Source organism: Pseudomonas sp. BS3767, from assembly GCF_900099665.1.
Taxonomy (GTDB): Bacteria; Pseudomonadota; Gammaproteobacteria; order Pseudomonadales; family Pseudomonadaceae; genus Aquipseudomonas; species Aquipseudomonas cerasi.
Genome location: NZ_FNCX01000002.1, coordinates 47809 through 71606, shown reverse-complemented (window position 1 = coordinate 71606; position 23798 = coordinate 47809). Strand labels below are relative to the sequence as shown.

The following is a 23798-nucleotide window of genomic DNA, read 5'->3' as shown; positions in this document are numbered from 1 at the left end:
TATTTCAACTAGGCCATGCCCACCAGCTTTACAGGCATCTCATCCCAGGTTTTGCCACGGTATTCGCGACCGTTAGCTTTTTTCGAACGGCGGACATTATCTTTACCCCACGTCCCCCATTGTTTAAAGAAAAACGCCGTGCCACTTTCTAGGCATTGTGTGTAGATCTCATCAATCCACCCTTCTTTCACCGGTCGCGCTTTATTCCCGCTCTCGCCGCCGACAATCGCCCAGTCAATCTGCGAGAGATCAATGCTGCCCACGGGGCCGATCAATGGCTCAAAGGAGATGAACCTGATCTGGGCGGGTGTGTCTTTCAAAAACTGAATTCGTCCAGCAGCATCACGATCTTCCACGGAGGTGCCCAGCCACACATTCGGCAGTACCTCAATGATGACTTCATTGAGAATCTGCTTCATCCGCTCTGGGCGTTTGGTCAGAATTTGATAGTTGTGATGCGGGGTTTCTCGCATCACCTTCCACACGGCAACGATGAACTCGTCACTGACCTTCTCATGGAAGAGATCGCTCATTGAGTTCACAAAAACCTTGCGAGGTTTTTTCCAGCGATACGGGATCGCCAAGGCGTCATGGTCTTCGACGATGGTGCCGTTCCAGATTACGCGCTTGTTCTTTTTACGGGTTAAGCCCATGTATTTTGGAGTGCCCATGGCTTCAAGCCGACGTGCCATTTCCATGGCATAGCAGTTTTTGCACCCGGCACTAATGATGGAGCAGCCTGCTACCGGATTCCAGGTAGAGTCTGTCCACTCAATCTGTGTCTCTGCCATATCCTTTCCTAGCCCCCTCGTTTGCGTTCCTAATTGGCGCATTTCTGACCGAGAGAGCCGAATTCGATGGCCATCATAATGAATTACTTGCCATTAGGGCAGATATGAGGCGGTGATCGGGACTCTTTCTGTCGAGAGCTGTACGCATGTACAGTTTACTGTCATTTTCTCGATTTGGCCCTCAGAGGCCGATGCTTCCCGCCCAATGGCGCATAGGAAATAGAGGGAAGAGCTAAAAAGGTAGGGATGGTCTGCTGAAGCAGCCTAACAATCGGTCGGGCTTCCTTATACCCCGGCCCCAGAAATGCGTGGTTACGGTATAGGTTCTAACGGCGCCCCCAAGATATTGATAAGGGCGCGGGATGCGTGCAGGATGGGTGTGGCGCATCGCTACCATGGAGGGAGTCACAGAATGCCGTACTCGCATCAGTTCGTATGCTTGGCCAGTTCCAAGAAGCCTTATGGCCGTTGTATAGCCGGCAAGCTATGGGGGGGAGAGAACCAAGGAGTGTGGATTCGCCCCGTAAGCAACCGAGAGCATGACTCGATTTCGGACGTGGAACGCACGTACGCCAATGGCCAAACTGCACAGGTGAGGGATCTGGCCGCAGTGACCTTTTCGGGTTTGCAGAATCATCCCTACCAGAATGAAAACCATATTATCGTCCACCCACCTTTGTGGATTTCGCAAGGTCAATTGAGTCTGGCTCAGATCGCCGACCTTGAAGATCATCCCCTAAGGCTTTGGGAGTCGGGCCATCACAGTCGTTGTGGCGTAAATGATCGGGTTCCCCCAGAGTCCTTGAACCTACGGCGGGAGTCGCTGTACCTGATTCGGCCAGAAAGGGTTTCTGTTAGGGTTTCAGCGGAAAGCGCTCAGTGGGGTAACCACAGGCTCAAGGCCCGTGCTTTCTTCATATACAATCAAATCCAGTACGCTTTCAGTATCACTGACGAACCTGCTGAGCAGTATTTCTTAGGTCTTGGGACTGGTATTCATCATCCAGAAGGAATCAACTATTTTACAGTTAGCTTAGGTGATATCGATCCCCACACGGGTTACGCCTACAAGCTTGTCGCAGCCATTCTCTGACGGATGCCCATGAAAATACTGACTATCGGCTTCACCGAAAAGAAGGCTGAGCGCTTCTTCTCTCTGATCAAGCTTTCAGGCGCCAAGCGTGTCGTGGACGTTCGGCTCAATAACATCTCGCAGCTTTCCGGCTTCGCCAAGCGTGACGACTTGAAGTATTTCTTGAAGGAGATCTGCGACGTCGACTACGTGCACCTACCTGACCTGGCTCCTACCAAGGAGATTCTCTCGCCTTACCAGAAGAAGGACATCACCTGGCAGCAATACGAGGAGAAATTCTTGAGCCTGATGGCGAAGCGCAACATCGAAAAGCACGTGCGCCGAGACCTAATGGAAGGGGGTTGCCTCCTCTGCAGTGAGCACCAGCCTCATCAGTGCCATCGCCGGCTCGTGACTGAGTATCTTAAAGAGCACTGGAGCGATGAGTCTATCGACGTCAAGCATCTCGTATGAGTGATACCAAGACCATCCTGATCGCCTACCCGAAGGAATTCCTCTGCTACTCGAAGCTGCAGAGGAAGGTTCAGTTCTACACCAGCCAATCTGCCGAGGTTCAGCTCCTGGCCATGGTCGATCCCAATGGCTACGTGAGCGCCTATGCGGAAGAGCAGGGCATACCGTTCGAGCTAGTGGAAGACCAGGCCGGCGCCGTCGAAAAAGCAACGCACGCGATTCTCTTTGAGGATCGCGAGTGCTTTGCCGGTTTGAGAGACGCTTTGGGCCTAGCTGCCATACCAACCCGGGTAGTCCCGCTGCAGCTCACCTTGGTGGTGAACAAGGATCGGGGAGACCTCTACGACGTCTACATCGGTCGAGGCACTATCTGGGGAAATCCATATCAGATGGGCCAGGACGGTGATCGCGATGAGGTCATCCGCAAGTTCGCCTACGACTTCGGTCGTGGCTTCCTCAAGGCATCTGAAAACCTTGAGCACAACCTAGGCATCATCAGGGGTAAGGTCATCGCTTGCCATTGCAAGCCTGCTGCATGCCACGGGGATGTCTTGGCGGCGCACCTTAATGCTCAAGATGATGGCCTTTAACGCATATTGAAGTCGATGTGGCGTTGTAATTAGCGTATGTGATTTTGGCTACAATCTAGACGATATAATTTTTCCTCGGTCGCGTATCAAAAGCAGGTTGTTAATTATTAGGTGTTTTGATATTGGCTGGCAGTCAGAGTATGGCCCTGCGGCTGTCGCGCTTGCGGCAGGGCTAGTTAAGCTTTCAAGAAAATTTATGCACTATTAAGGGTTTTTTTGTAAAGATTTTCGTGTATGAAATCTAAGTTGCTTTTTAGTCCTTTGCTAAACATGTCGCTTCCTCTCAAGCCTAAGATCAAGAACGGGTCGGACACCGAAGTGAATGGTAGGTCATCGCGATATAAATAGAAGTGGGGGATGTCTTCTATGATGTTTTCTGAGTTCTCTTTCCTAACGGCGAGCGCTGATGACGGATTAGATATGTTTTGCCCTATGTGTGCTGATACTCTATCCAGGAATACTAGGTCTTCTCTAAGTGTGAGTTGATAAAAGCCGCTCACTTTCTGAGTATCCAGTAGCGCTATGTCTAGTGTTTTTTCGATGGATTTTGGGGTTTCGCTTCCCCTCATTATTGTAATGTCAGGCTGGTTGCCTCGATTGCCATTGATGCTGATTCCGCTGGAGGATATATATTTTGATTCTTTCGTGTAAATCGCTCCCTCTTCTCGGTGTAAGTAAGTTCCGTTCAGCTCATTAAACCTGATATCCATGGCGCCAAGTGTTACGTTAGCTATCACAGGGACTGCTGCATGACCATATGCAAGGGGCTGGCTCAAGTTTGCTCCGAACCAAGGCTCATTGTATGGGTGAAGAAAGGTGTCATTCATTACTATGACGTAGGTTGCGTCTGATGGTATGGTACCGTCTTCGATGTACTCCAGATAATCATTAACTTTTCTGCCTATGGTTTTGGCAATGTGACGTCTGCGCTCTACATACATTTGTGGCGCGTTTTCGCTACTTTTGATTCCATCTTGTATCCAGTCAAGATGATTTGGGTTGGGTGTTGGTGTTACGACTTCGAAATAATACTCTCGGTTGTTCTTTTTGCAGAAAAAGTCAGGCCCCTTTTTGTTGCTCTCCAGATCGGTAAACCCGCCGCGCCGTAAATGATAATAGAATAGTATCTCGGACATTCTCTGGTCATAACTTGCAGAGTTGCTCATAATTTCTTTGTTGAAGTGCGGGTCTTTGTGCTCTCCGAATAGGCGATAAATGCTAGCTAGTCTGTCAATTGCTTCTTCTATTAGATGTAGTGTTACCTTTTCGTGTGTTTGAATAAGTGCGGCAAGCCTTAGGCTTAAGATTGCTCTCCACTTATCTCGGAGGTGTAATTCACAGTCCTCGTCACTAATTCGTTTGCGTCGGGGCATTATTTATCTTCCTTAGAGGATGTGTGGTGGCGTATGGTGATAGCTTCAGAAGTCTTGCCGCTATAGCCGAAACGGCTCGGCTTTTAGTTGTGGCAAGCACATATCGTAAAAGTCTCTATGTGCAGTCTTTAACTTCGTTGAGATACAGAATTTTAGGCCGGCTGCTAAATGTCTTCCCGATAAAAATGGAACACTATCAATATTTCGACCACCCAGGCCGTCCATCCAGTTCTTCCAGAAGATCATCGTCATCATTTCTCGCACGATAGCTATTCGACACAGGGCGAGGATCCATCTCGTCAAAGGTTAGGATTGACTGAGTCTGCCTGGTAGGAGCGTGGTAGGTAGCTTGTTCGTAGCAGGCGAAGCGCCGGGCATCATCACTGGTGCTCCAATCAATCCCTTCGATATCTGCCTCATGAAGGCCGCTGATGCCTGCCTTGTACGCCTTGGCTGCTGCAGAGTTCTGGGGGAGGGGGATCCCCTTAGTGATCCACACCCTGGCATCTCGCAGGGCCTTCGAGCCAATCGAATATTTGACCACGCCATCTTCGGCGACAACGAAAGCCAGATGGCCTTCAGAGGCCTGTGCGAACTTGGATGCGATGCAGGAGCGGGAGGCTTGGAAGTGATCAGCCAGATAGGCAAGGCTCTCCAAGGAAAAGTCTCGCTCCTCTGTAAATGGCTGGATCATTGCCCAGGGAACCAGGCACTCGGAAGCGAAGAGGTCACACGAAACCTCTTCCGGATGACGCCCTGTGAAGCGCTCTAGCTCATCACTGGGCACCTTATCGCCGTGTTTGGACGGGAGCTCAAGGACATGGTGTGCGATCTCATGAAGGATCGTGAAACGCTGTCGAACCGGGCTGTCCTTTTCGTTGACGCAGATGTGCTTCTGTCCACGCCTCTCGAAAGTGTTACCTGCTTCACCCACCTCAAGCTCCACCCGTGAGACCTTGAAGCCCAAGTGGAGAGCAAGTGCCTCGACATCAACGGGTACTGTGTTGATGCCGGCGTCTTTCAGTAGTTTTCTAGCTCGTGAGATGACAACGTTTTCGTCCATGAAAGCCCTCGTCGTTACATTTGCTGGATGAGTTGGATCCGCTTGAGCCAGGCATCCTCGGTATTGGGACGCTCACCTCTGAAGCTCATTGTTGCCACGTCTTCAAAATCCAGCCATGGGATGTCCACCCTCGAGACCATCAGACGGTATAGGGAGTCCTCAACCGTGACCGACTTGGCCAGCAGCTTGAACACCTCCACTTCGCGCTCATCCAGCTCGAGCGCTTGACTCAGGCGGTCGACGACTTCCTCAGAGGGTGCCGCTCGATCTCCCTTCTCCAGTCTCCAAATGTATGCGTGATCCAAGTCGCCTGCACGTCTCTCCAGGTCACGAAAGCTCAGCTCTTTCCGTTCACGCATGGTAGCGATGAACCCGGCCAAATCCATTTTTTTCTCCAACCTCTTGCATTGCCCAAATGGGCGGGAGTAGTCTGTTGCCTAGCCAGACAACAGCTCGCGATTCATGATCCATGATAAGCGGCTTTTTTTTGAAGTCCACTGTTGTCTGGCTGGACAACGACCCTTGGGTCGTTTTTAAGGGCGGTGGTGTTGTCTGTGCGGACAACAGATCATTTGGTTCAGATGCGAGGGTTCACCCATGAGTCAATTGAACGATTTTGAGGTTGAGGACGTGGCAGCCGCCGTCTTGGCGGGCCGCGAGGTGCGCGATCACGGCCCGTACAAAATCCAGCTCGGCAACGATGCGCTGGAGTACCGGCCACTGGTGATCGCTGATCCTGTTCCGACCGGGCAGCAGGTATTGGAGGCTGCTGAACTCCGCCCGGTGGACGAGTACCTGCTGTTCCAGCTTCTCACCAACGGCCACTTGGAGCTGCTCAGCCCTAGTGAGACCACAGACCTGCGCCAGGCGGGCATCGAGAAGTTCCTGGCATTCAAAAGCGACCGCACCTTCCGCTTCTTCATCGATGGGCAGGCGAAGGACTGGGGGGCTCAACGCATCTCTGGTCGCACTCTGAAGAAACTGGCAGGTGTGGATGCTCAGAAATACGACATCTTCCTGGTCATCCCAGGCGATGACGATGAGCTGATCGAAGACCGCGACCTCTTTGATCTGGGGCGCCCTGGTGTCGAGAAATTCGCTGCGGTAGAGATCAACATCAAGGTCTTCGTCAACACGCAACCGGTGATTGTCCATTCGCGCGACCTCAACTACTGGGAAGTGGTACGGCTGGCGTACCCGCAGGCGGTGCCAGATCCGAACGCTCACTTCACCGTTACCTTTGCGAAGGGCCACGAAGGTAACTCGTCCACCAACCTGGTCGATGGCCAGCACGTCCGTATCAAGAAGGGGATGCACTTCAATGTCACACCAACTGATAAGTCGTAGTCCTCACCTCCTGCGCTTGCGCAATGAAGGGTACAACCTTGATACCAAGGACGGTTATCTCTTGGTTCGGGATGTGCCCTACGTAAATACTCAGCGCCAGGTGTGCAAAGGCGTGCTGGTCATGGCGCTAAATCTGACCGCTGATGTAGCGGTCAGTCCGAGCGACCATACGGCGCACTTCATCGGTGACCGCCCTTGCGATTCGCAAGGGTGTGCCCTCGAGCAAATCATCAACAGCAGTGGTACCAATCAGCTGTTGTCGGATTTGGTCGTGAACCACTTCTTCTCGGCCAAACCCAAGGCTGGTAACTATGCCGATTACTACGAAAAAGTCTCGATCTACGTTTCGATTCTGAGTGGCCAGGCTCAGGCCATTGATAAGGATGTCACTGCTCAGACCTTTGCCCCGTTCCGCTCGGATGTAGAGGAAACGGTCTTCGCCTACACCGATACGGCATCAGCACGCGCTGGCATCGGAGCGCCGACTGAGAAGTTCAAGGGATTGAAAGTAGCAGTGGTGGGACTCGGCGGTACCGGTGCCTATATCCTTGATCAGGTCGCTAAGACGCCCGTTGCGGAGATCCATCTGTTCGATGGCGACGTACTCCAGCAGCACAACGCGTTTCGCTACCCCGGGGCTGTCTCCTTCACCGACCTGCAGCGGGAGATGAAGAAGGTTGAGTACCTCAAGGAGAAGTATGGGGAGATGCACCGCAACATCACTGCCTACCCATGCATGATCACTGGCGGCAATGTCGCTGAACTGGGCGCCTTTGACTACGTGTTCCTCAGTGTCGATAACGCTACAGTCCGTGATCTGGTGGTGAAGGCGCTGCGTGGTACGAAAACCTCGCTGCTTGATGTCGGGATGGGGGTGCACCTCGTTGGCGATACACAACAAGTCTGGGGGATGTGCCGCGTCACGACCCTCACTCCAGAGCATCACGACCACGCATCTCGTACCATGCCGCTCACCGAGAACTCTGCAGAGGATGCGTATCGCTCGAACATTCAGATCGCTGACCTGAATGCCCTCAACGCGGTACTAGCGGTTGGCACCTGGAAGCGGCTCTGTGGGTTTTACGTTGACCAAGTCCAGGCCGATCACTTCACCTACTCTACCAACCTCAACGAGATGGGCAACAGCGAGGAGCGCCCATGACCATCAAGAGTCTCACACCACAGTTCGTTGAGAGCTTCCCGCAGAAGCTGGAGCCCGGTGAGCTGTACCTGGCAATGGATTTCGCAACTGCAGCTCACCTGTGTGCCTGTGGTTGCGGCAACAAAGTGATCACACCGTTCTCGCCAACCGACTGGCAGATGTCTTTCGATGGCGAAACGGTGTCGCTCAAGCCTTCGATTGGTAACTGGACGTTCAAATGTCGCTCGCATTACTGGGTGCGATCTGGCCGAATCGAGTGGGCCGGAAACATGTCCCAAGAGGCGATCAACGCGGGCCGCAAGCGCGATGCCGAAGCGAAAGCACGGCGGCAACCGTTCAGGCCAGTGGACGACCCCGCAACTCGGTCTGCGCCATCTGGGCAGCCAGTCGAGGCACCGTCGCTGATCAGCAGGCTGAAGAGCTGGCTCGGCTTGTGACGCCCAGGCGAGGGGCGTCCTGTAAAGGAAGAGGGCCTAATAGGAGAAAAGGCCCTCCACCACCTCATTTGTACCCAGTACACATCGCCTAAATTATCGTTTCATCACCGGTATGCCTCGATGAAATGACCCTTCTATTGCACCAAAATGGTACGCAAAAAATCATAAATTACACTTTAAGTGGATGATCGCCATATGCCATACTCGGTTCATCCAATGATTCTCGCCCTGCTAGGGCACCTCTGTGATGGAGGTTTAGGCGTTTGCAGCGCCGGCTAGTAGGGGAGGAATGTCACGGTTTTTGTTGGGAAGCAAAGCTGTGACGGCGCTACCGTTTGGGGGATCCTGGGGATCCTGGGGATACTGGTTCGTGAACCTTGGAGCTTTGGCTCGGTCTGAACTACAGTCGTGATGCCGCTTGTCGGCTGACGACAGGTACTGCTTGTGAAGCTTGGCGAGCGGATTCGATAATCCGCGCCGCCGCCGCAAGCGCGTCGGTACCACGTTGCCAACCAGTTGAGTCAGTGGTCGCGCATTTGGATTCGTTGATGCACCGTGGAACCAATATTCTTAGAGGATGGAGCTATGACTCTGGAGCGTATGATCGAAGAGGCCCGTAACCGGAAGGATTCTCATGAAGCCAGCCTTAAGGCGGCTCGTGATCGCATGGCGAAGACCAACACCCGTCTGGCACGTGAATTCGCTAACCAAGAAGTCACCGCGACGCTGCTGGCCAAGACCTGCAGCCTCTAAAAAATCTCTTCATTCTAAAGCAGCCTAATGGGCTGCTTTTTTTTGCGCGATCACAATGACTCCATATCTCATCACCAGCTTCGAGGAAGCGACGCTGGCAGCTCTGATTCATGAGCCATACGGCTATGATCACGCTGACATCTTCGAAAAACCTCAAATTAAGTACATCTATAACTACCTGAAATCCTTCATGCCCAAGCTTAAGAGGGGCAAGAAGACGGTAGGGAGCATTCTGCTCGAGCATGAGTACATCGACCGAGATTTCCTTGAAGACTACTCCCGCTTTTACCTGGGACGGTTCCGCAATGACGGATACAAGTGCGCTCGTCTCCACTTCTTCAATTGCGATCTGACTCACAAGCAACTGGATGCACTGCTGGCTGGTGACGCACCTGAAGCGCTGGCCGACATCAAGGATAAAAAGGCTGTAAAAACCATCAAGCAACTGCAGTCGCACTACCTTGGCTTCATGGTTATTAAGCCGCTAACCAGGACATTCGTGGGGAAAACCTGCCTCCGCGTTAGCGGAGATCGCGGCGTGGGCAAGAAAAAAATCGATAAGCGTTATGATATTAACCTCTTCGGCATCAAGCTCACTATCGATTCGATTGCTTTCCAGGAGCAGGACAAGGTCGTAGCTGCGTGTGCTACTACCGCTATTTGGACGGCGCTTCACAGCTTGCCTGGCCGGGGCGTGAAGGACATCAAGTCCTGCAGTGAGATCACTACAGCCGCTTTGAATTTTGTGAACGGTTCAAGCAACGGTTTTCCGAATAAAGAGCTTACTAACAAGCAAATTCAGCGAACACTGGACGTGGAAGGTCTTCGTTACCACAACACCAGTCTCGAAAAGTCGTCCCCAGAGTCATTCCGAGAATCGCTTGTGGCTCACATCGATAGCGACTTACCTGTCATTCTGACGGGTAAGGTCTACGGTGCCAAACCCGACGCAGCTGGAGAGCACCTCAAGGCAGGGCATGCAATCACCGCTCTTGGGTATGACTTCCGGGACAGAGATAAGAAGTGGGTGTACGTACACGACGACCGTCTTGGCCCGTATGCTCGAGCCGAAATGGTTATGCTTAAGGAGTTCCTGGGTGAGTCCACTCCGGACGAGCTGAAGGATCGGTGGGGATTAGCGATGTCCATCCGGGAGCCGGATGCCACTACATGGATACCTCCTCACGAAATTATTGTTCCTGACATTTCAATCGTCCCGGCAGATAAAAAGACACGGATTGATTTCAAATTCGCTCGTGGCACCGCTGAGCGCATCTCTGATCAAGTCTTGGGTTATCTGGTAGACGAGATCTGTCCTGAGTTTTGTTTCGATGTGCCCGAGGTCTCCTATGAGATCAAGCTCGCATCAATTGCTCAGGCTCGGGAGGAGGTTCGAGAGCACTACACCCCGCGCAAGGTCGGCGATGTCCTAGGAAAATACACCCTCGATGAGGAGAGGATGATTCGTTGGCGGAAGGAGAAGCTGAGTTTCTTGACAGGGAATTTGGCTCGTTTGCAATGGCAAATCGACTTCTTCTGGAATTCTGAGCGTGCCTTTCGTGTGTTCTTGGACGCCACGGACATCCCATTGGGCAACGCTGTTTCGGGAATCTACATCCACGATCCCATTTACGCAGATGCTATGTTAGGTGGTTTCAAAGGTCAGGAGTGCCAGGTCGCCGGGATGGATGATGAGCACTTCTTCGCAGCCTTTACCAGGGCCATCAAGCAGCGCCGTGAGGATTACGAAGGCCACCTTAACGATATGTATGGCACGTTGCGTGCACCCAACCACATCAAGGTCAACGAGGTTTCGCGAGATGGGGAGGGTACCAACCCGACTGTAGAGCGAATCTGGGATCCGCAGCAGATTCCGTTGGTTCAGGTTCACAAGGCGTACCAAAAGGTCGCGGATGAAGTAGCCAACAACCCAGCCTCCAAAAGCCAGCTTATCTGGGCAATTGGTAAAGATGGAGAGGTGTTCATTGCTGAAGATATTCCTAAACCGGATGAGCTTGGGCATCCCAGTATGACTGGTATGAAGGCTGCTCGAATCGCTGGCGAGATCAAGCCCAAGGGCGGCTACTGGGAGATCAACTTCTTTTCCGGCAGATACAGCGGCGACTACGCCGATGCGGAGAAAACGCAGTTCCTCACCAACGCGTTGTATAAAATTAGGTCTCTCTTCCCACGTGACAAATTTGAGGCGTTCTACCCTGACGCACCTGTCGCCAAAGGCCAAGTACCGGCAGAGCCGGTGGCTTCGGTAGACAGTAGCGATCCGGCAGAGCCCACCGCTAGGGTCGGTTAAAAACAGAATGGCCCGACTGTAGAGAATGCTTTCGGTCGGGTTCTCTTCTTACCTCGGTAATATGTACGCTTTACACCAACCGGTTATTTGCCGTCCTCGATCCCTGGGGCATCGCCGAATCCACTAAATAGACTGTCCGCCTCACTGCCACGCGGTCATGCCCAGGCCGCCCGTCACCCTCCTGCAGGCTTGTGGTCTCTGAGACCGCATCCAAGCCGGGCTTTCTGGTTTCGTCACTCAGGGTTAAGGTAAGGAGGGTGAACTCTCAGCAAGCCAGGAAGGCCTGCGCTCGGGCGACAGTATCAAGGAAGGACTCTGCTCCATCACCGTCGGAATATTCCACTGCCGCTCTAATCCAGCTCTCATCGATATCTTTACGGACTTCCGCTTGTCAGTATTGATCGCAACCGGAGCGCGCGGATGGAAGCCCGGAGGGCCAAGACGCGGCGGTTTAGCGGCTTGGCTCACGAGAGCCGGCCCCCGGCAGGGCGCGCAACTAACTTCCAAAGCAATTTAAAGCTGGTGCAGCATCCCTTCTATTGTTCGGTGCTCCCAAGTCGACAGCAGGGCGATTGGGTCAGTCCCGAAACGGTCGCCAGAATCAAATGACCAGCGTCTACCATCCGGGCATCGGCACTCCTCGCAATAGTCGAGCTCACCGCAGTCGTTATAGATAGACAGCCACCAACCATCAATATCGACGTGGAAGTGGCCGGCATAGATCTCATCCCATGATGCTTCACCCAGCCTGGTCATCCTGCGTCGCCCGAAGGTTACCTCGCGCAATACCTGGCAAACCTCCCTTGCTGAGAGCTGGGCTGGAGGGTGGTCATCAACACTTCCATTTGATGATTGCGTTGATACCGTTTCCTGCAACCGCTTCTCAGCATGCATAGGTGAATCATCAGGCAGCAGACAGCGAGCTTCTGAGGAAGCCTCGACCAATTCCTGAGGTGCTGAGATGCTCACTCGCCAAGTAGCGTCATCCACGAGTTTGATAAGCGTGTAGCCACCGCAGTTGAGGACGTGGTTCGTGATCTCATACTCGCGCCAATTCGCCATAGCTCGCGCATCTATATGCTGTGGCCTGCTCTCGATCAACCATGCCACCACATTGATAAACTGACCGTGCGAGAACACCGCGATATTCTGGGCGGGATGCTCCGCGATAAGATCCAAAAAGGACTGAGCGCGGCATATGAAATCCAGAAACGATTCTGCACCCGGCCCATCCCTGAATGCAGGATCGGATCTCGACCAGTACGCGTCGACCCACTCACGCCGTAGGGCGACTGTCGTATCCGCACACTTACCTGGCTCGAGATACGTGAACTCCTGAGTAGGCCAAGTCTCAAGCGGGACGGCTATGAACCTTGTGAACGTGGCCATAGCTGTTGACGCAGCTCGAGTGAAGGGAGAGGTAACGATCAGATCGGGAGCAGTGCGAAAGGAGCAGGCCACCAAGTACGCTTGCTCAACCCCTTTCGGCGTAAGAGGAATTGTCGCGTGATCCAGGCTGGCTTCGCCGGCGTTGGCAGCGCTTTCTCCATGGCGGATCAGCCTGACCTGTCTCATAAACAAATATCCTCCAATTCGCCCGTAGGTGAGTACGTGCGGTTTCTGCTACCACAGCCCCGGCATTATTACAGTTCCGCTATGATGGCTTTCTGTCCTAACCCTGGATTTTGCTGCAAGGATCGAATGCCCATGACGCCCCCAAGATACGACCTTCATCTCTTAGGTTGGCATAGTTTTCAGCAACTGTGCATGGCAGTAGCCTCAACAGTTTTGGGTCAAACAGTCGAGACGTTCCTTGAAGGAAATGACGGAGGCCGCGATGGTGGGTTCAAGGGAACGTGGTCTCCTCAGCCAAACGAAGTGTATGCAGGCGAATTTGTCATCCAGTGCAAGTTCACATCGCGCCGTGATCACAATCTCACGCTGTCTGATGTCGCTGGCGAGCTGGAAAAGGTGCGCCGACTCGTCGCCCAGGGAAAGTGCGATGTGTATGTTCTGATGACAAACGCAGGCTGGACGGGAGACAGCAATCTCAAAATCCGATTGGCATTTGAGGATGCAGGTGTAAAACATGTGCTGTTGCTGGGCTCTACCTGGATCTGCGAGAAGATCCAACTGAACAGTAACCTGCGCATGAACGTACCCCGACTCTATGGTCTTGGCGACCTTAGCCAGATCTTGGATGAGAGACGGTACAAGCAGACTAAGGCGCTCCTAACAGAGCTTCCCGACCTTTCAAAGCTCGTGGTGACGGGCACCTATCGCAAAGCGCTTCAAGCCCTCCAGCAGCATGGCTTTGTTCTTCTGGTTGGAGAGCCAGCAGCAGGTAAGACGACGATTGCCTCACTCATGGCCATGTGTGCAATGGACAAATGGGGAAGCCTGGTCTTGAAGCTGGAGAGGCCCGAGCAGATAAGAGATCACTGGAATACTGAGGAGGCATCGCAGTTCATCTGGGTTGATGATGCCTTCGGGGCGATGCAGTACGAAGCAGACTTGGTGATGGAGTGGAACCGGATTCTTCCCGCTCTCACGACCATGATCCGAGGTGGGCATCGGATAGTTCTGACCAGCCGTGACTATATTTACAACAGCGCACGGCGTGACCTCAAGAAAACAGCATTTCCTCTGATGGAAGAGAGCCAGGTGGTCATCGACGTGAAAGAGCTGACCCCCCAGGAAAAATCAGAAATCCTCTACAACCATGTGAAGCTTGGAAACCAACCGCAGCGGGTTCGGACAACCTTGAAGGAGTTTCTTCCTGCAGTGGCAGCGCACGGTCGGTTCGCTCCCGAGACTGCTCGGCGCTTGGGGAGCGTCGAATTTACCCAAGCGCTAAAGATTGACCAGAAAAGTATCGACGAATTTGTCGCGAAGCAGGAACGATGGCTCGTCGAGACGATGCAAGGAATGGATGACGAGAGCCAAGCTGCACTTGCTCTTCTCTACATGAAGCATGGAGCAATCGAAAGCCCGGTGAGTCTCTCTAACGGAGAGATGCAGGCGATTGAAAGGCTGGGCGGGAGCCAAGCCGGGTGTATCCGAGCACTGGACAGCCTGCGGGGTAGTTTTCTTCAGGTGGCAGATACGGCTGATGGACGTTTCTGGCGATACAAGCATCCTACGATTGGGGATGCGTTTGCGTTGATACTCGCCCAGAGTCCAGAGCACCTGCAGATTTTTGTGGACGGAACTCCGATTGAACGTTTGATGGACTTGGTGACATGCGGCGACGCAGGCGTTCAGAACGCTACGATTTTGCCTTCAAGCATGTTCGCAGAAATCGCGAGCCGGTGCTGTGAATACGTTGCATGCGAGGGCGACCTGGAGCGCAGAAGGCGGGGAAGGCTGTATTCTTTTCTGCAGCGCAGGACGAATGACGTGTTCCTAGACATCTATTCGAGAATCGATGGAAAACTGAACTCCAGTTTGGTTCGTGACTTCGCGATAAGCCTATTCACGAGGTCTTCTGATCTGGCTCTCCGCCTGCTACGGCAAGGACTTCTACCTGATTCAGCGAGAGAAGCGATTTCAGCCAAGATCCGCGACTTTGTTTTCGATCATGACGAGCTTGGCCACATCTACGATAACGAGATGCATGAATTCTTCACTAGCCAAGAGCGGGAGGACTTTTATATCGATGTGCAGAAGCATGTGTTGCCTGACCTGGACAGAGTTCGCCAGTCCCTGCAGGAGTCGTATTCCTATGAAAACGATCCTGATTACCACTTTTCTGATTTCATTGATGAGCTAGAAGGGATTTGTGCGGCCTTTCCGGAATGGCCAGGGATCGAGGATGTGGTCGATATCCAAAGACGTCGAGTTGACGAGTGGATAATTGAGGTCTCGCAGGAGCGGGGCGAAGAACCTGCAGTCGGACGCAGCGATTTAATCCGGCCCTCTACACAAGGGGGAGGTCGAAATATCTTCGACGATGTCGATCTCTAGACCAGGTAGACGAAGGTACTACGGAGGAGAGGATGAAGCTATTTCTAGACAGTGAGTTCACTCGGCTCAACCGAGACACTAAGCTGATTTCTCTGGCACTCGTGTCTGAAGCCGGCCATGAATACTACGTCGAGCTCACAGACACGTACGTGACCCAGGACTGCAGCGATTTCGTGATCCAACACGTCCTGCCTCAGCTCAACCTGCCTGTACATGGGCAAACCCTAGTCGAAGCTCAAGCATCACTTATCGCGTTTCTGGGTGGTTTCGAAGGCCTGGTCGAGGTTTGCTCCGATGCTCCTGAATGGGATTGGGATTTTTTCTGCGATCTGGCCTACGTCAACAACCGTTGGCCAGCTCACGTCGCCAATCGCGCAACCAACCTGATCCTGCTGTTCAGGCATTTCGGAGCGGATGATATCGGCGACGTGGTGCTGCCTGAGCTTCCACACCACGCACTGTTAGATGCTCGTCTCCTGGCCGACCTTTATCGTCGGCTGGCAACGGGTTCAAATCGAGGCATTGGACATGGTCGATGATCTTCGTTCGCGCGAGTCTGTCAGGCGCAAAGCGGTCTGGACACTGTCGCACCTGATACCGGGTGATCCGAAGGCTGCCGCGATTGTGGATGTTCTAGACGACATCGAAGGCCAGGAGCGCGTCGACCTCAACCATAGTCATCCAAGCCTCGATCTGGATGCTGTCTGCAAGGCAGTTCAGATTGAGCGCCATAGCTCCGAGATCAGCATTGCGCGAGGCCAGCATTCCACAGCCATGGCGTGAGCGTTTTCTGCAGCGAGCATTGGGTCGACGCGCTTGACCGTAGGCCCGAACGCTCACGATTGGGAAAAAGCCCTGGCTCAATGGCAGGTTGAAACGCGGCACCTGGATGCTCACTGGTCAGCAAGGTGAGCATCCAGCGTTTAGCCTCAGCCCCACCTTCGATTGTCTACAGTTGACGGCGCTGACTATACTGCCACCACTGAATATCTGAGGTGCTCTATGTCCCGTCTTGCTCAATTCCGCGCGCTTGAACAACAGCTTGCTGCCCAGTTGGCCGAGCTTGAAACACTGAAAAACGATGATGGTCTAAAGCGTGAGATTGAATTCGAAACGAAACTTCGTGACCTGCTAGCTGAGTATGGTTACAGCTTGCGCAATATCGTCGCCATCCTGGATCCTCAGTCCAATAACCGCCGCGCTCCTGCAGCCGCTGAGACCAAGGGCACCCGGAAGGCTCGCGCAGTTAAAGTTTACAAGAACCCTCACTCGGGCGAAGTCGTCGAGACTAAGGGTGGCAATCATAAAGTGCTGAAGGAATGGAAAGCCGAACACGGTTCCGAGACAGTCGAGAGCTGGTTGGCTCAGTAAAATCGTTTGAGTACAAATGGAGGGCCCTGCGGGGCCCTTCTTTATGAGGGACAGGAAATGCTTCGTTCAGCGATGCTTGAGTTGGCAACGAGCTTCAGGTCGGCAGTCGAGATAGCCATACAGACGGGTAATGTTCCAATGCACATCCAAGGTTTTCCACGCGGATGCTGCGGAATCATTTCTGAGCTAATGGGCGACTATTTGAACACCGTGGGGATCGGCGAATTCTTCTACGTTTGCGGGATGAAGGACGGAGCCTCACATGCCTGGCTTGAAGTCGATGGGCTGATCGTCGACATCACCGGTGACCAATTCGCTGACCGACCTGCTATTTATGTCGACCAACCAGACGCCTGGTATGGCGAGTGGGAGGAGGACACCAAGCACCTTGCGAGCCATGACGCAACTGCATTCTTCTATGCTGAAGAGCGCCTGTTTTTAGGGCTAGTGCTGGAACAGCTCAAAAAGCGTGAGCCATCAGTCACGTGCTGACCTAGCTCTCTGACCATCTTGAAGCCCTACATCGCAAACCAATACGGAGAATCCATGGGTCGAGACACGAGGGACACTGTTTACTGCAACATCCAGATGCCAATGGCCCAAGGGCGAGAATTTCTGGAGCTCATCTCCGAGCTGAGAGCTTCAGGTACCCATCCAGCACTTGAGCCGGTATTCGACGAGATCCAGGGCGAGCTGGAGAGCTCGATTGAGTTCGTTGAGGAAATGCTCCAGGGCTCTGGCGGGATAGGTCGCCGCCTACCATGACTCGTCGAGTCACCCTTGGGCGTGCAGCACCGTACCCCTTTCCGACCATAATGAAGTCAAAGCTAACACCGATTGCATGGCATCGATATTCGCGTTGAGCTCTATGCGCATGCAGTGAGTGGCTCACCGTGCACAGCTCATTACACGGCAGGTGCTTTATGCCCCATCCGGATTGCCATGCTTCTTTGAGAGGATGACAGCGCAGGCCAGATCATTTGCACGCGCTGTAGCTCCATCGCCTGAAGATCTTGCTGGTATTTGAGGCGCTTCAGATTGACCTTGAAGAAAGAAGGGCTGTGATCGATTTGATTAGCCTTGAGCCTCCAGAAGGCCACGAACGCAAATTTCGGCGAGAGGTTTTTATTGAGCTGATAGTAGGCCAGTGCCTTCGAGAGAATTGGATTTTGTTCCGATATCGCTAAGCGCTGCAGGGCCTTCACGCATGACTCCCCTCGCATTTTTTCGGTGAGTCGCTCCAGCTTTTTCTTGGTGTCGGATGCAGAGAGGCGCCGACCAGCTTCGAATACCGATACACCGAATCTAAGTATGCATTGTGAGCCGACCCACAGAACACGTGCCGTCAGGGCATTCCGGATCTCGAACTGATATCGGAGAGACTCTTGATCACATAGCTCGCACGTCTCAGTGGGATGCTCATGATCACGGATGACCTCAGTGAAAGACCATTCCTCAAAGGCTTTTGGCAAGGTATCGCCTACAGAAAGCGGAATGATGTTGTCCCAGACACGCTTTGGATAATCGTTCATGGCCACAGCAGCTCCGATCCCTGGCTGGTTTCTACCGCAGCATAACTGTTCAGACTGATTCTGCGATAGCGAGTCGCTTGCACATGAAGGATCAAACAGGAGGTCATCAAGACAAGCCTGCGGCGTGTCAAAGGCTTGCATCCCAACCATCCATGGCAGCCGGGAGAGAGCTAAACCATTCCAACGGCTTCCCGCTATCCGACATGATCAAGCGCTCGGCAACTAGAGTCATCCAGGCGACGATTAAATGTTGCCCGCAAAGCAGTTCTGATTGAGCGCCACAGTTCCGGTATCAGCATTGTGCGCAAGGCAGGTATTCCCCAGCCATGGCGTGAGCGCTTTCTGCAAGCGAGCACCAGCTCGACGCGTCTGTTCGATGGCCCGTATGCCTATGACTGGGACAAATTTCTGAATCAATGGCAGGCTGAAATGCGGCGTTCAGATGCACATAGGGCAGCTAGACGACCGAGACATGATGAGCCGTACTATTAGCCAGCTTCTGGAGGTAAAGGCCTAAATCCTGAAATCCAGCCTTACGCATTACCTCAGATACTTTCCCAGCGCGCTTCTCCGCTTTAGGCAGGAAAATCGCCGCCTGGTCAGTGTATGGACGTGGGAGATCCTTCCAGTAGTAGGTTGCCTCAAATCTCTGCATGGCTCTGTGAAAGTCCATTTGCTGTTTGCAGTGCCATGACAATACAAACATGTCGAAATCGCGTCTTAGGCTCGCCAAAGCGACCTGATTAATTCCGTAAATCTTATACCGACCTGTGAGTGGGACGTTGACCCCGATCCGTTTCGCAATGTACTTAGCCGCAGCGAAGTGGTGGGAGCCTCCGCTGTTGATCAAGAACACTCGTCCGTCCCATTCCCATGTGGAGAAGTAATCGTGATCTTCTCTAGAGATGATCCGGATCTCGTCCCATCGGAGATTCTCTTCAAGCTTTTCTTGGGTAACAGGTGTGATCATCGGCTGGGAGTTGCGCTCAACCATGGCGTCCATGCTTTTGAACTTGCGCAGCTCTGACTTCGATGCGGAAAAGCCGTCGACCTGCTGAATGTCACAGTTCCAGTGCTGGATCTCCCTAACTGTGCCCAGGCTGAGAAGATCCTCTCGGACTAGGCTGGTCGAGCCGTAGTTTTGATAGGAGCCAGGAGAGCGTGTCCATCCATTGAGCCTCCGCCGGTACATCCGACTGGTCTCGTACCCCAAGTCGCCAAAGTCGTTCCAACGCACCACTTCGCTTGCGCTGATACCTTTTTCATGCTCAATCAAGTGTCTGTTCAGGCCGACGTCTGCACGAAGCAAGTTTATCAGGGTCGCCGGCTGGCCGAAGTCCTCCAGTAGAGAGTCGCGTAGAAATTTGATTGCTTTCTTAAGCATTGGCGCTTCCTAGATGTCTACCCCGGCGCGATGCACGAGATGTCTAAGCACAGGATGCAGCACTGCGATATGGAAGGCTAACCGAAACATAGCTGCAAATTCTGGACAAGGTTGCTACGGCCTAAAGTTCGGAAGGTTTGTCTGGGCGACAGGATCAATCGCTGTGTAAGCAGGGGGAAGGCTGACCTGTTTTCGAAAGCAGCCTAGCTGCTCCTGCTGTGGTATGGCTTTGGGTCATGGACGTTTTGTACCTGACTCACCGGCCTTTACCTTCACTGAAAGGTGGTTGATCCCTAGCGAAAGCTATTTTTTAACCAAGCCTTTATACAGCTCTCGTGCGGAAACAATCTGGTCTCGAATTTCTTCAGGGTCAATCCTCATGCCACCACGAGGGGTGACCTGAAGCGTCTTTAAGCGGTTCGCAGCCTTGATGAATTCCCGCTCCTCTTCCTGAACCCACGCGGGGCGCTTGTCTTTCCAAAATAGCCAACCCATTTGCCTGGCCTCATCTTTGATCGGATGCTCAGCAGTATGTGGGAGCAGCAGCCAATGTCCAAGCAAGGAGGTGAGTAGGATCGCTCCGCAAGCGGAGCGCGCAGACCATGATGGGCGGAGAGCGTAAGGATGGAAGCCCGGAGGGCCGAGACCCGTCATGACGGGACTCGGTTTACGACAGCCGCCCCCGGAGGGGTACGCCCGATTACTGTAAATGCAAAGATTATCGAACAGCTCGTTGATCAAATGACCGAGGTGCTAGGCCCAGCGCGCAAAGGTCATACGTTTTGCGCAATGCTACCTCATCGTCAGAACACACCCTCGCGTGGCTAAAGATCGTCGACAAAAAACGCTTCCGCTCGCCATTATCAAGTTCAGACCAAACCCTCGGCTGACCCTGTGCATCTGGCACAGCAAGACGATCAAGGAAATACATTTCAAGGCTATGAAGCCGTTGCTGGCCATCGACCAGAATCTCGCTGTTGTCCGCCAATGCCCTGCCTGTGTCAGCCGGCTCGCACCAGTCGTTCGTAAGGTAGCTCCCAAGATCAGCCCCTGACCAAACAGCAGTAATGAAACGAGCCTGCTGGCCTACGTTCCACTCCAGCCCGCGAGACCAGGTTGGTACGGGCATACCCATAACAAATCGAGCCGCCCATGGGTAACGATCATGAGTGGAGGACGGATCCACCAAGTATTTTTCCAGGTGGCGCGCCAACACATCGATTGGGTAATAGCTGACGGTCGTGGAAAGAAACCGCTGCGGCATTGAGATGCGCGGGTCTGATGTTTCGTCGTCGGCATAGCGTTGAAAAATAGAAGTCATGGTACTCACTGGTGGCTACAAATAGGTGGAGGTGCTGGAGCCAACACGGGCGCATCGCCAGGCGTTGACAGTTCCGATGATCAGTACATCTCGTTCGATGGAAATGTCGATCTGGTCGCTGTCGACCAGCGCATGTGCGTAGCCCTCTACATAGGCTGCTGCTTTATCAAATGCAGAAAGGGTTTCTGAAGACTTGATGACGCTGATCAGACGTTGCCAGGCAGCGTGCTGACGGTTGCCTAGGATCGTCTTGGGGAACGAAATGGCGGCGCTCAAACGCTGTGCGTAGTCATCGGCTGGTGGGATCAAAGCGATTCGCTCGAAGGGATACATACCTATGACAAACGGTTGGTTTTGGAAAACCTTGAGCTGTTGCGGAAGATTTTGTCTGCAGTCCAGCTTGAAGGCTCATAGCAACCAGCAAGCTGAGCGCGCTGGCGTAAGGATGAAAGTCCGGCAGGGTTAGGACAACGGCGAGCATCGACGGGCCTGGTTCAAGACGGTCGGCGTTACTAGCGCACGTGCTCGGGCACCATCCCGATCACACCGCGCTAAGTCACCTACAATCCAAACTTCAGGTGCATCTGTTCTAGCAGTCCTTCCTGACCTGGGATCAAGCCTCTCCAGTAGGGCCTGGTAAATACGAGGATCGGGTTTGGCAGCACCGTTCTCGAAGCTGAATGCGTGGGTATTCATGCTCGGGAAAAGCTGCTCCACCGCCGCGCCATAGGGCTTGGCAAGGTTGCTGCTGATACCGAGAGCAACACCACGCTCCCGGAGCATAGCGACCGCCTTAATTGCATCGGGATATGCCTCGATGGAGTTGAGCTCGGCCTGCAGAGCGCACTCCATCTCGTTTCTCCGAAATTCTGAAAGCAGGATGCCGACGTGCTCGGCGAGCTCATTCAGCTCCAAGTTCAGCATCATGATGACGTGTGCATCACCAGGGTGAGAGCGCCGGCCTTGCTTGATGCCTTCCCGCAGCAATTGGCGGTATCGGGTCGTTCTTCGACCTATCCGCACAACCGTCCCGAACGCGTCAGAAATTGCCGTCTTGGTCACCGTCACTCCCACCCTGAACGTCTCGTCTCGTCTCAATCGCTGAGTTTGGAGTCCAAGCCGCTACTCAGGTAATACTTCGTCATCGACTCCGTTGGCCAGTGGCCCATTTGTTTTGCCACGATTGGGAGCGGACTACTCACAGTGGCCGTCTGCATAGCCGCGTTCAACTTTAAGGACATGCGAATCGTGAGTGGACTGACTTTGGCAGGATCAATGCCAGCCTTGTGTGCCCAAGCCTTGCACAGTTTGTGAAGTGCCGCAGGAGACATAGGAATTTCTGGGCTCCTTTTGGATTGGAACAAAAGGGCGTTTTCCGCCAGATTCGCGGTGGTGATGAAGCGGCTGATGGGTGTCCAGCATTTGCGAGGCAATGTGACTCGCGCTTTTTTGAGGCCCCGAGAAACAAAGAGGGTGCGTTCACCATCTTCAAAAAAGTCGCTGGGCCTCGCGCTTAAGTATTCCCATTTTCGAAGGCCGGCGATCATGCAGCTCATCAGTGCCTGATCTCGCAGGCTCTCCGTGGTCTCAACGGCCCGACTGAGAGACTCAAGTTCTTCCTCTGATAACTGGGAGGAGAGCTTCCATGCAGAATTCGCCATCTGAGTTCTCAAAGCGGACATGTTCGACCCAGTGGACTGTTCACCATGACGTGGCGGTAGATGAACCTGTTTCGGCACCTTGAATGCAGAGAGGGCGTTAAGGTGCAGCGAGTTGATCATCTGCGCCAGTGCCGCCTGGTCTGAGGCAAACCACTCGCTGGGTGTCATCGCCGCTTTGATTGCGAGCATCACTGCCTGCCTCACCGCAGACTGTGGGAAGGTACCTGCTGGCATCTGCTCGCTCGTGGAAACTGCCAGATCCTTGTAGTCCTTGTAACCAAGTCCCTGGGCAAGAAGCTCCAGGGCTGATGTGTGGGTGAGTGGGCTTGGGCCACACCACTGCTTCTGCAGATTCTTGGCGAGCTTCTTGAGGCTACTGTTGCGGATGAGGTCTTTTGGATGTACTGGAACGCGCATTGGCAGTTCTCCAATAACGTCGAGGCGTCGGCTGCCCGCTGACTATTGTCGAAATGCGTGCATGAAGAAGGGTTTCGAAACCTGTGGCACTAAAGCCTTCGCGAGCCGACCGCCCGATCCAGATACATCGGTCGGCGAAAGCTATCACGTCGATCTTTGAGCTGTCCAGTGAGAAGGATACGTAGGCACTCTAGCGTTCTTGACTGGAAAAGAGCACTCCCATGTGTATACGCCGAAAGGTCACTATCAGCCTTTACGAGATCACTACTCGAGGGCATAGGTGTGGATGTGGGCGAGCCGGGGATCTACTTGAATGGTAGAAGGTGCGTACTACCGGGATTGGGAGAACTTGTTCAACGAGTGGAGACGTGGAATGGCCCACCTGGAACTGCACAAGCGTGCACTTAGAAACAGATGAGGGTAAATAGTACATGACGTGTACTTCAGAACCTACTCAATCAAAATGCCGAACTATAAATGCCTACTACGTCGTTGTCAGCTTCACGACAAGCATTTATGGCATATTGATTGAGCAGGGTATTCTGGCCTGGTACGCTAGCTTTGCAAGCTGACCGCAGGAGCCCAGGTAATCCCGTCCTCGTGGCCTTTGTGAGGCTACCCGGATATTACAGAGTTTTCAATTCAAATACCAAGATCTAGCTCAAGTTTCCATCCCCTTAAGCGGCGCGATGCACACCTTGAATTGAACAGTGTCTCGAAAAGAGCCTCGGTGAAATCATTCCACTCGCTGCCCACTGGAAGTAGCCTGTCCA

Annotated in this window: 25 protein-coding genes and 1 pseudogene; 14 read left to right on the top strand and 12 right to left on the bottom strand. The window is 53.3% G+C overall.

Annotated features, from left to right (window positions below; genetic code table 11):
• Window positions 1-8: 8 nt before the first annotated feature.
• Window positions 9-791 (bottom strand): phage Gp37/Gp68 family protein, encoded by a 783-nt coding sequence (locus tag BLR16_RS04810; protein WP_074804694.1) that lies wholly within the window; start codon window positions 789-791, stop codon window positions 9-11.
• Between the two features lie 304 nt (window positions 792-1095).
• Between BLR16_RS04810 and BLR16_RS04805 the strand changes: the two genes are divergently transcribed.
• The 3 genes from BLR16_RS04805 to BLR16_RS04795 are packed head-to-tail and all read left to right on the top strand — an operon-like array spanning window position 1096 to window position 2927.
• Window positions 1096-1884, top strand: a complete 789-nt coding sequence (locus BLR16_RS04805; protein WP_371123490.1) for a dual OB domain-containing protein — start codon at window positions 1096-1098, stop codon at window positions 1882-1884.
• A gap of 9 nt (window positions 1885-1893) precedes the next feature.
• Window positions 1894-2337: a DUF488 domain-containing protein gene (locus BLR16_RS04800; RefSeq protein WP_074804689.1), complete on the top strand. Its 444-nt coding sequence runs from the start codon at window positions 1894-1896 to the stop codon at window positions 2335-2337.
• Window positions 2334-2927 carry a DUF4326 domain-containing protein gene (locus BLR16_RS04795; RefSeq protein ID WP_074804686.1) on the top strand — a complete coding sequence of 198 codons (594 nt, stop codon included), beginning with the start codon at window positions 2334-2336 and terminating at the stop codon, window positions 2925-2927. The genes BLR16_RS04800 and BLR16_RS04795 overlap by 4 nt, the downstream gene beginning before the upstream one ends.
• Window positions 2928-3121: 194 nt before the next feature.
• Here BLR16_RS04795 and BLR16_RS04790 read toward each other — a convergent pair whose 3' ends face one another.
• From BLR16_RS04790 to BLR16_RS04780, 3 genes are all read right to left on the bottom strand, one after another.
• A complete protein-coding gene (locus BLR16_RS04790) occupies window positions 3122-4300 on the bottom strand; it encodes a hypothetical protein (RefSeq protein WP_074804683.1) in 1179 nt (392 codons plus the stop codon).
• A gap of 196 nt (window positions 4301-4496) precedes the next feature.
• The gene (locus tag BLR16_RS04785) at window positions 4497-5363 is read right to left on the bottom strand and encodes an ImmA/IrrE family metallo-endopeptidase (RefSeq protein ID WP_092194134.1); all 867 of its coding nucleotides are present in this window, start codon (window positions 5361-5363) and stop codon (window positions 4497-4499) included.
• Between the two features lie 14 nt (window positions 5364-5377).
• Entirely contained in the window at window positions 5378-5749 is a 372-nt protein-coding gene (locus BLR16_RS04780) for a helix-turn-helix domain-containing protein (RefSeq protein ID WP_010217754.1), read from the bottom strand.
• 211 nt (window positions 5750-5960) lie between these two features.
• On the opposite strand from BLR16_RS04780, the gene BLR16_RS04775 reads away from it, so the two are divergent.
• The 5 genes from BLR16_RS04775 to BLR16_RS04760 all read left to right on the top strand — a co-directional run bounded on the left by BLR16_RS04775 (window position 5961) and on the right by BLR16_RS04760 (window position 11373).
• Window positions 5961-6710: a multiubiquitin domain-containing protein gene (locus BLR16_RS04775; RefSeq protein WP_074804676.1), complete on the top strand. Its 750-nt coding sequence runs from the start codon at window positions 5961-5963 to the stop codon at window positions 6708-6710.
• The gene (locus BLR16_RS04770) at window positions 6685-7872 is read left to right on the top strand and encodes a ThiF family adenylyltransferase (RefSeq protein WP_074804673.1); all 1188 of its coding nucleotides are present in this window, start codon (window positions 6685-6687) and stop codon (window positions 7870-7872) included. The genes BLR16_RS04775 and BLR16_RS04770 overlap by 26 nt, the downstream gene beginning before the upstream one ends.
• Entirely contained in the window at window positions 7869-8309 is a 441-nt protein-coding gene (locus BLR16_RS04765) for a ubiquitination-like system serine protease family protein (protein WP_074804669.1), read from the top strand. Before BLR16_RS04770 ends, BLR16_RS04765 begins: the two co-directional genes overlap by 4 nt.
• Before the next feature lie 585 nt (window positions 8310-8894).
• Window positions 8895-9062 (top strand): hypothetical protein, encoded by a 168-nt coding sequence (locus BLR16_RS28525; protein ID WP_164989076.1) that lies wholly within the window; start codon window positions 8895-8897, stop codon window positions 9060-9062.
• A 55-nt stretch (window positions 9063-9117) separates the two neighbouring features.
• Window positions 9118-11373 (top strand): hypothetical protein, encoded by a 2256-nt coding sequence (locus BLR16_RS04760; protein ID WP_074804666.1) that lies wholly within the window; start codon window positions 9118-9120, stop codon window positions 11371-11373.
• A 966-nt stretch (window positions 11374-12339) separates the two neighbouring features.
• On the opposite strand, the pseudogene BLR16_RS28775 reads toward BLR16_RS04760, so the two are convergent.
• Window positions 12340-12948, bottom strand: a pseudogene (locus tag BLR16_RS28775) (histidine phosphatase family protein); the annotation flags it as partial.
• A gap of 192 nt (window positions 12949-13140) precedes the next feature.
• Here BLR16_RS28775 and BLR16_RS04750 point away from each other — a divergent pair.
• From BLR16_RS04750 to BLR16_RS28770, 6 genes are all read left to right on the top strand, one after another.
• Window positions 13141-15339, top strand: a complete 2199-nt coding sequence (locus tag BLR16_RS04750; RefSeq protein WP_129402457.1) for an nSTAND3 domain-containing NTPase — start codon at window positions 13141-13143, stop codon at window positions 15337-15339.
• Window positions 15340-15371: 32 nt separating this feature from the next.
• Window positions 15372-15878, top strand: a complete 507-nt coding sequence (locus tag BLR16_RS04745; RefSeq protein ID WP_074804656.1) for a 3'-5' exoribonuclease — start codon at window positions 15372-15374, stop codon at window positions 15876-15878.
• The gene (locus BLR16_RS04740; RefSeq protein ID WP_232917466.1) at window positions 15868-16122 is read left to right on the top strand and encodes a hypothetical protein; all 255 of its coding nucleotides are present in this window, start codon (window positions 15868-15870) and stop codon (window positions 16120-16122) included. The genes BLR16_RS04745 and BLR16_RS04740 overlap by 11 nt, the downstream gene beginning before the upstream one ends.
• Window positions 16123-16341: 219 nt before the next feature.
• Window positions 16342-16710, top strand: coding sequence for a histone-like nucleoid-structuring protein, MvaT/MvaU family (locus BLR16_RS04735; RefSeq protein ID WP_074804652.1), 369 nt, complete (start codon window positions 16342-16344; stop codon window positions 16708-16710).
• Window positions 16711-16767: 57 nt separating this feature from the next.
• On the top strand, window positions 16768-17202 hold the full coding sequence (locus BLR16_RS04730; RefSeq protein WP_074804649.1) for a hypothetical protein: 435 nt from the start codon (window positions 16768-16770) through the stop codon (window positions 17200-17202).
• A 54-nt stretch (window positions 17203-17256) separates the two neighbouring features.
• Window positions 17257-17475, top strand: a complete 219-nt coding sequence (locus tag BLR16_RS28770) for a hypothetical protein (RefSeq protein ID WP_074804646.1) — start codon at window positions 17257-17259, stop codon at window positions 17473-17475.
• A gap of 140 nt (window positions 17476-17615) precedes the next feature.
• Here the strand turns inward: BLR16_RS28770 and BLR16_RS04720 are convergent, their stop codons facing one another.
• From BLR16_RS04720 to BLR16_RS04685, 7 genes are all read right to left on the bottom strand, one after another.
• A complete protein-coding gene (locus tag BLR16_RS04720; RefSeq protein ID WP_232917465.1) occupies window positions 17616-18383 on the bottom strand; it encodes a hypothetical protein in 768 nt (255 codons plus the stop codon).
• A gap of 316 nt (window positions 18384-18699) precedes the next feature.
• On the bottom strand, window positions 18700-19626 hold the full coding sequence (locus BLR16_RS04710; RefSeq protein WP_232917464.1) for a DUF6685 family protein: 927 nt from the start codon (window positions 19624-19626) through the stop codon (window positions 18700-18702).
• A gap of 303 nt (window positions 19627-19929) precedes the next feature.
• Entirely contained in the window at window positions 19930-20121 is a 192-nt protein-coding gene (locus BLR16_RS04705) for a hypothetical protein (protein ID WP_074804643.1), read from the bottom strand.
• A 223-nt stretch (window positions 20122-20344) separates the two neighbouring features.
• Window positions 20345-20947 carry a hypothetical protein gene (locus tag BLR16_RS04700; protein WP_074804640.1) on the bottom strand — a complete coding sequence of 201 codons (603 nt, stop codon included), beginning with the start codon at window positions 20945-20947 and terminating at the stop codon, window positions 20345-20347.
• A 15-nt stretch (window positions 20948-20962) separates the two neighbouring features.
• A complete protein-coding gene (locus BLR16_RS04695) occupies window positions 20963-21280 on the bottom strand; it encodes a hypothetical protein (protein ID WP_232917463.1) in 318 nt (105 codons plus the stop codon).
• A 129-nt stretch (window positions 21281-21409) separates the two neighbouring features.
• Window positions 21410-22009 (bottom strand): HAD family hydrolase, encoded by a 600-nt coding sequence (locus BLR16_RS04690; RefSeq protein ID WP_161437934.1) that lies wholly within the window; start codon window positions 22007-22009, stop codon window positions 21410-21412.
• Window positions 22010-22041: 32 nt separating this feature from the next.
• Complete coding sequence (locus tag BLR16_RS04685; protein ID WP_074804638.1) at window positions 22042-23025, bottom strand: tyrosine-type recombinase/integrase; 984 nt, start codon at window positions 23023-23025, stop codon at window positions 22042-22044.
• Window positions 23026-23798 lie beyond the last annotated feature (773 nt).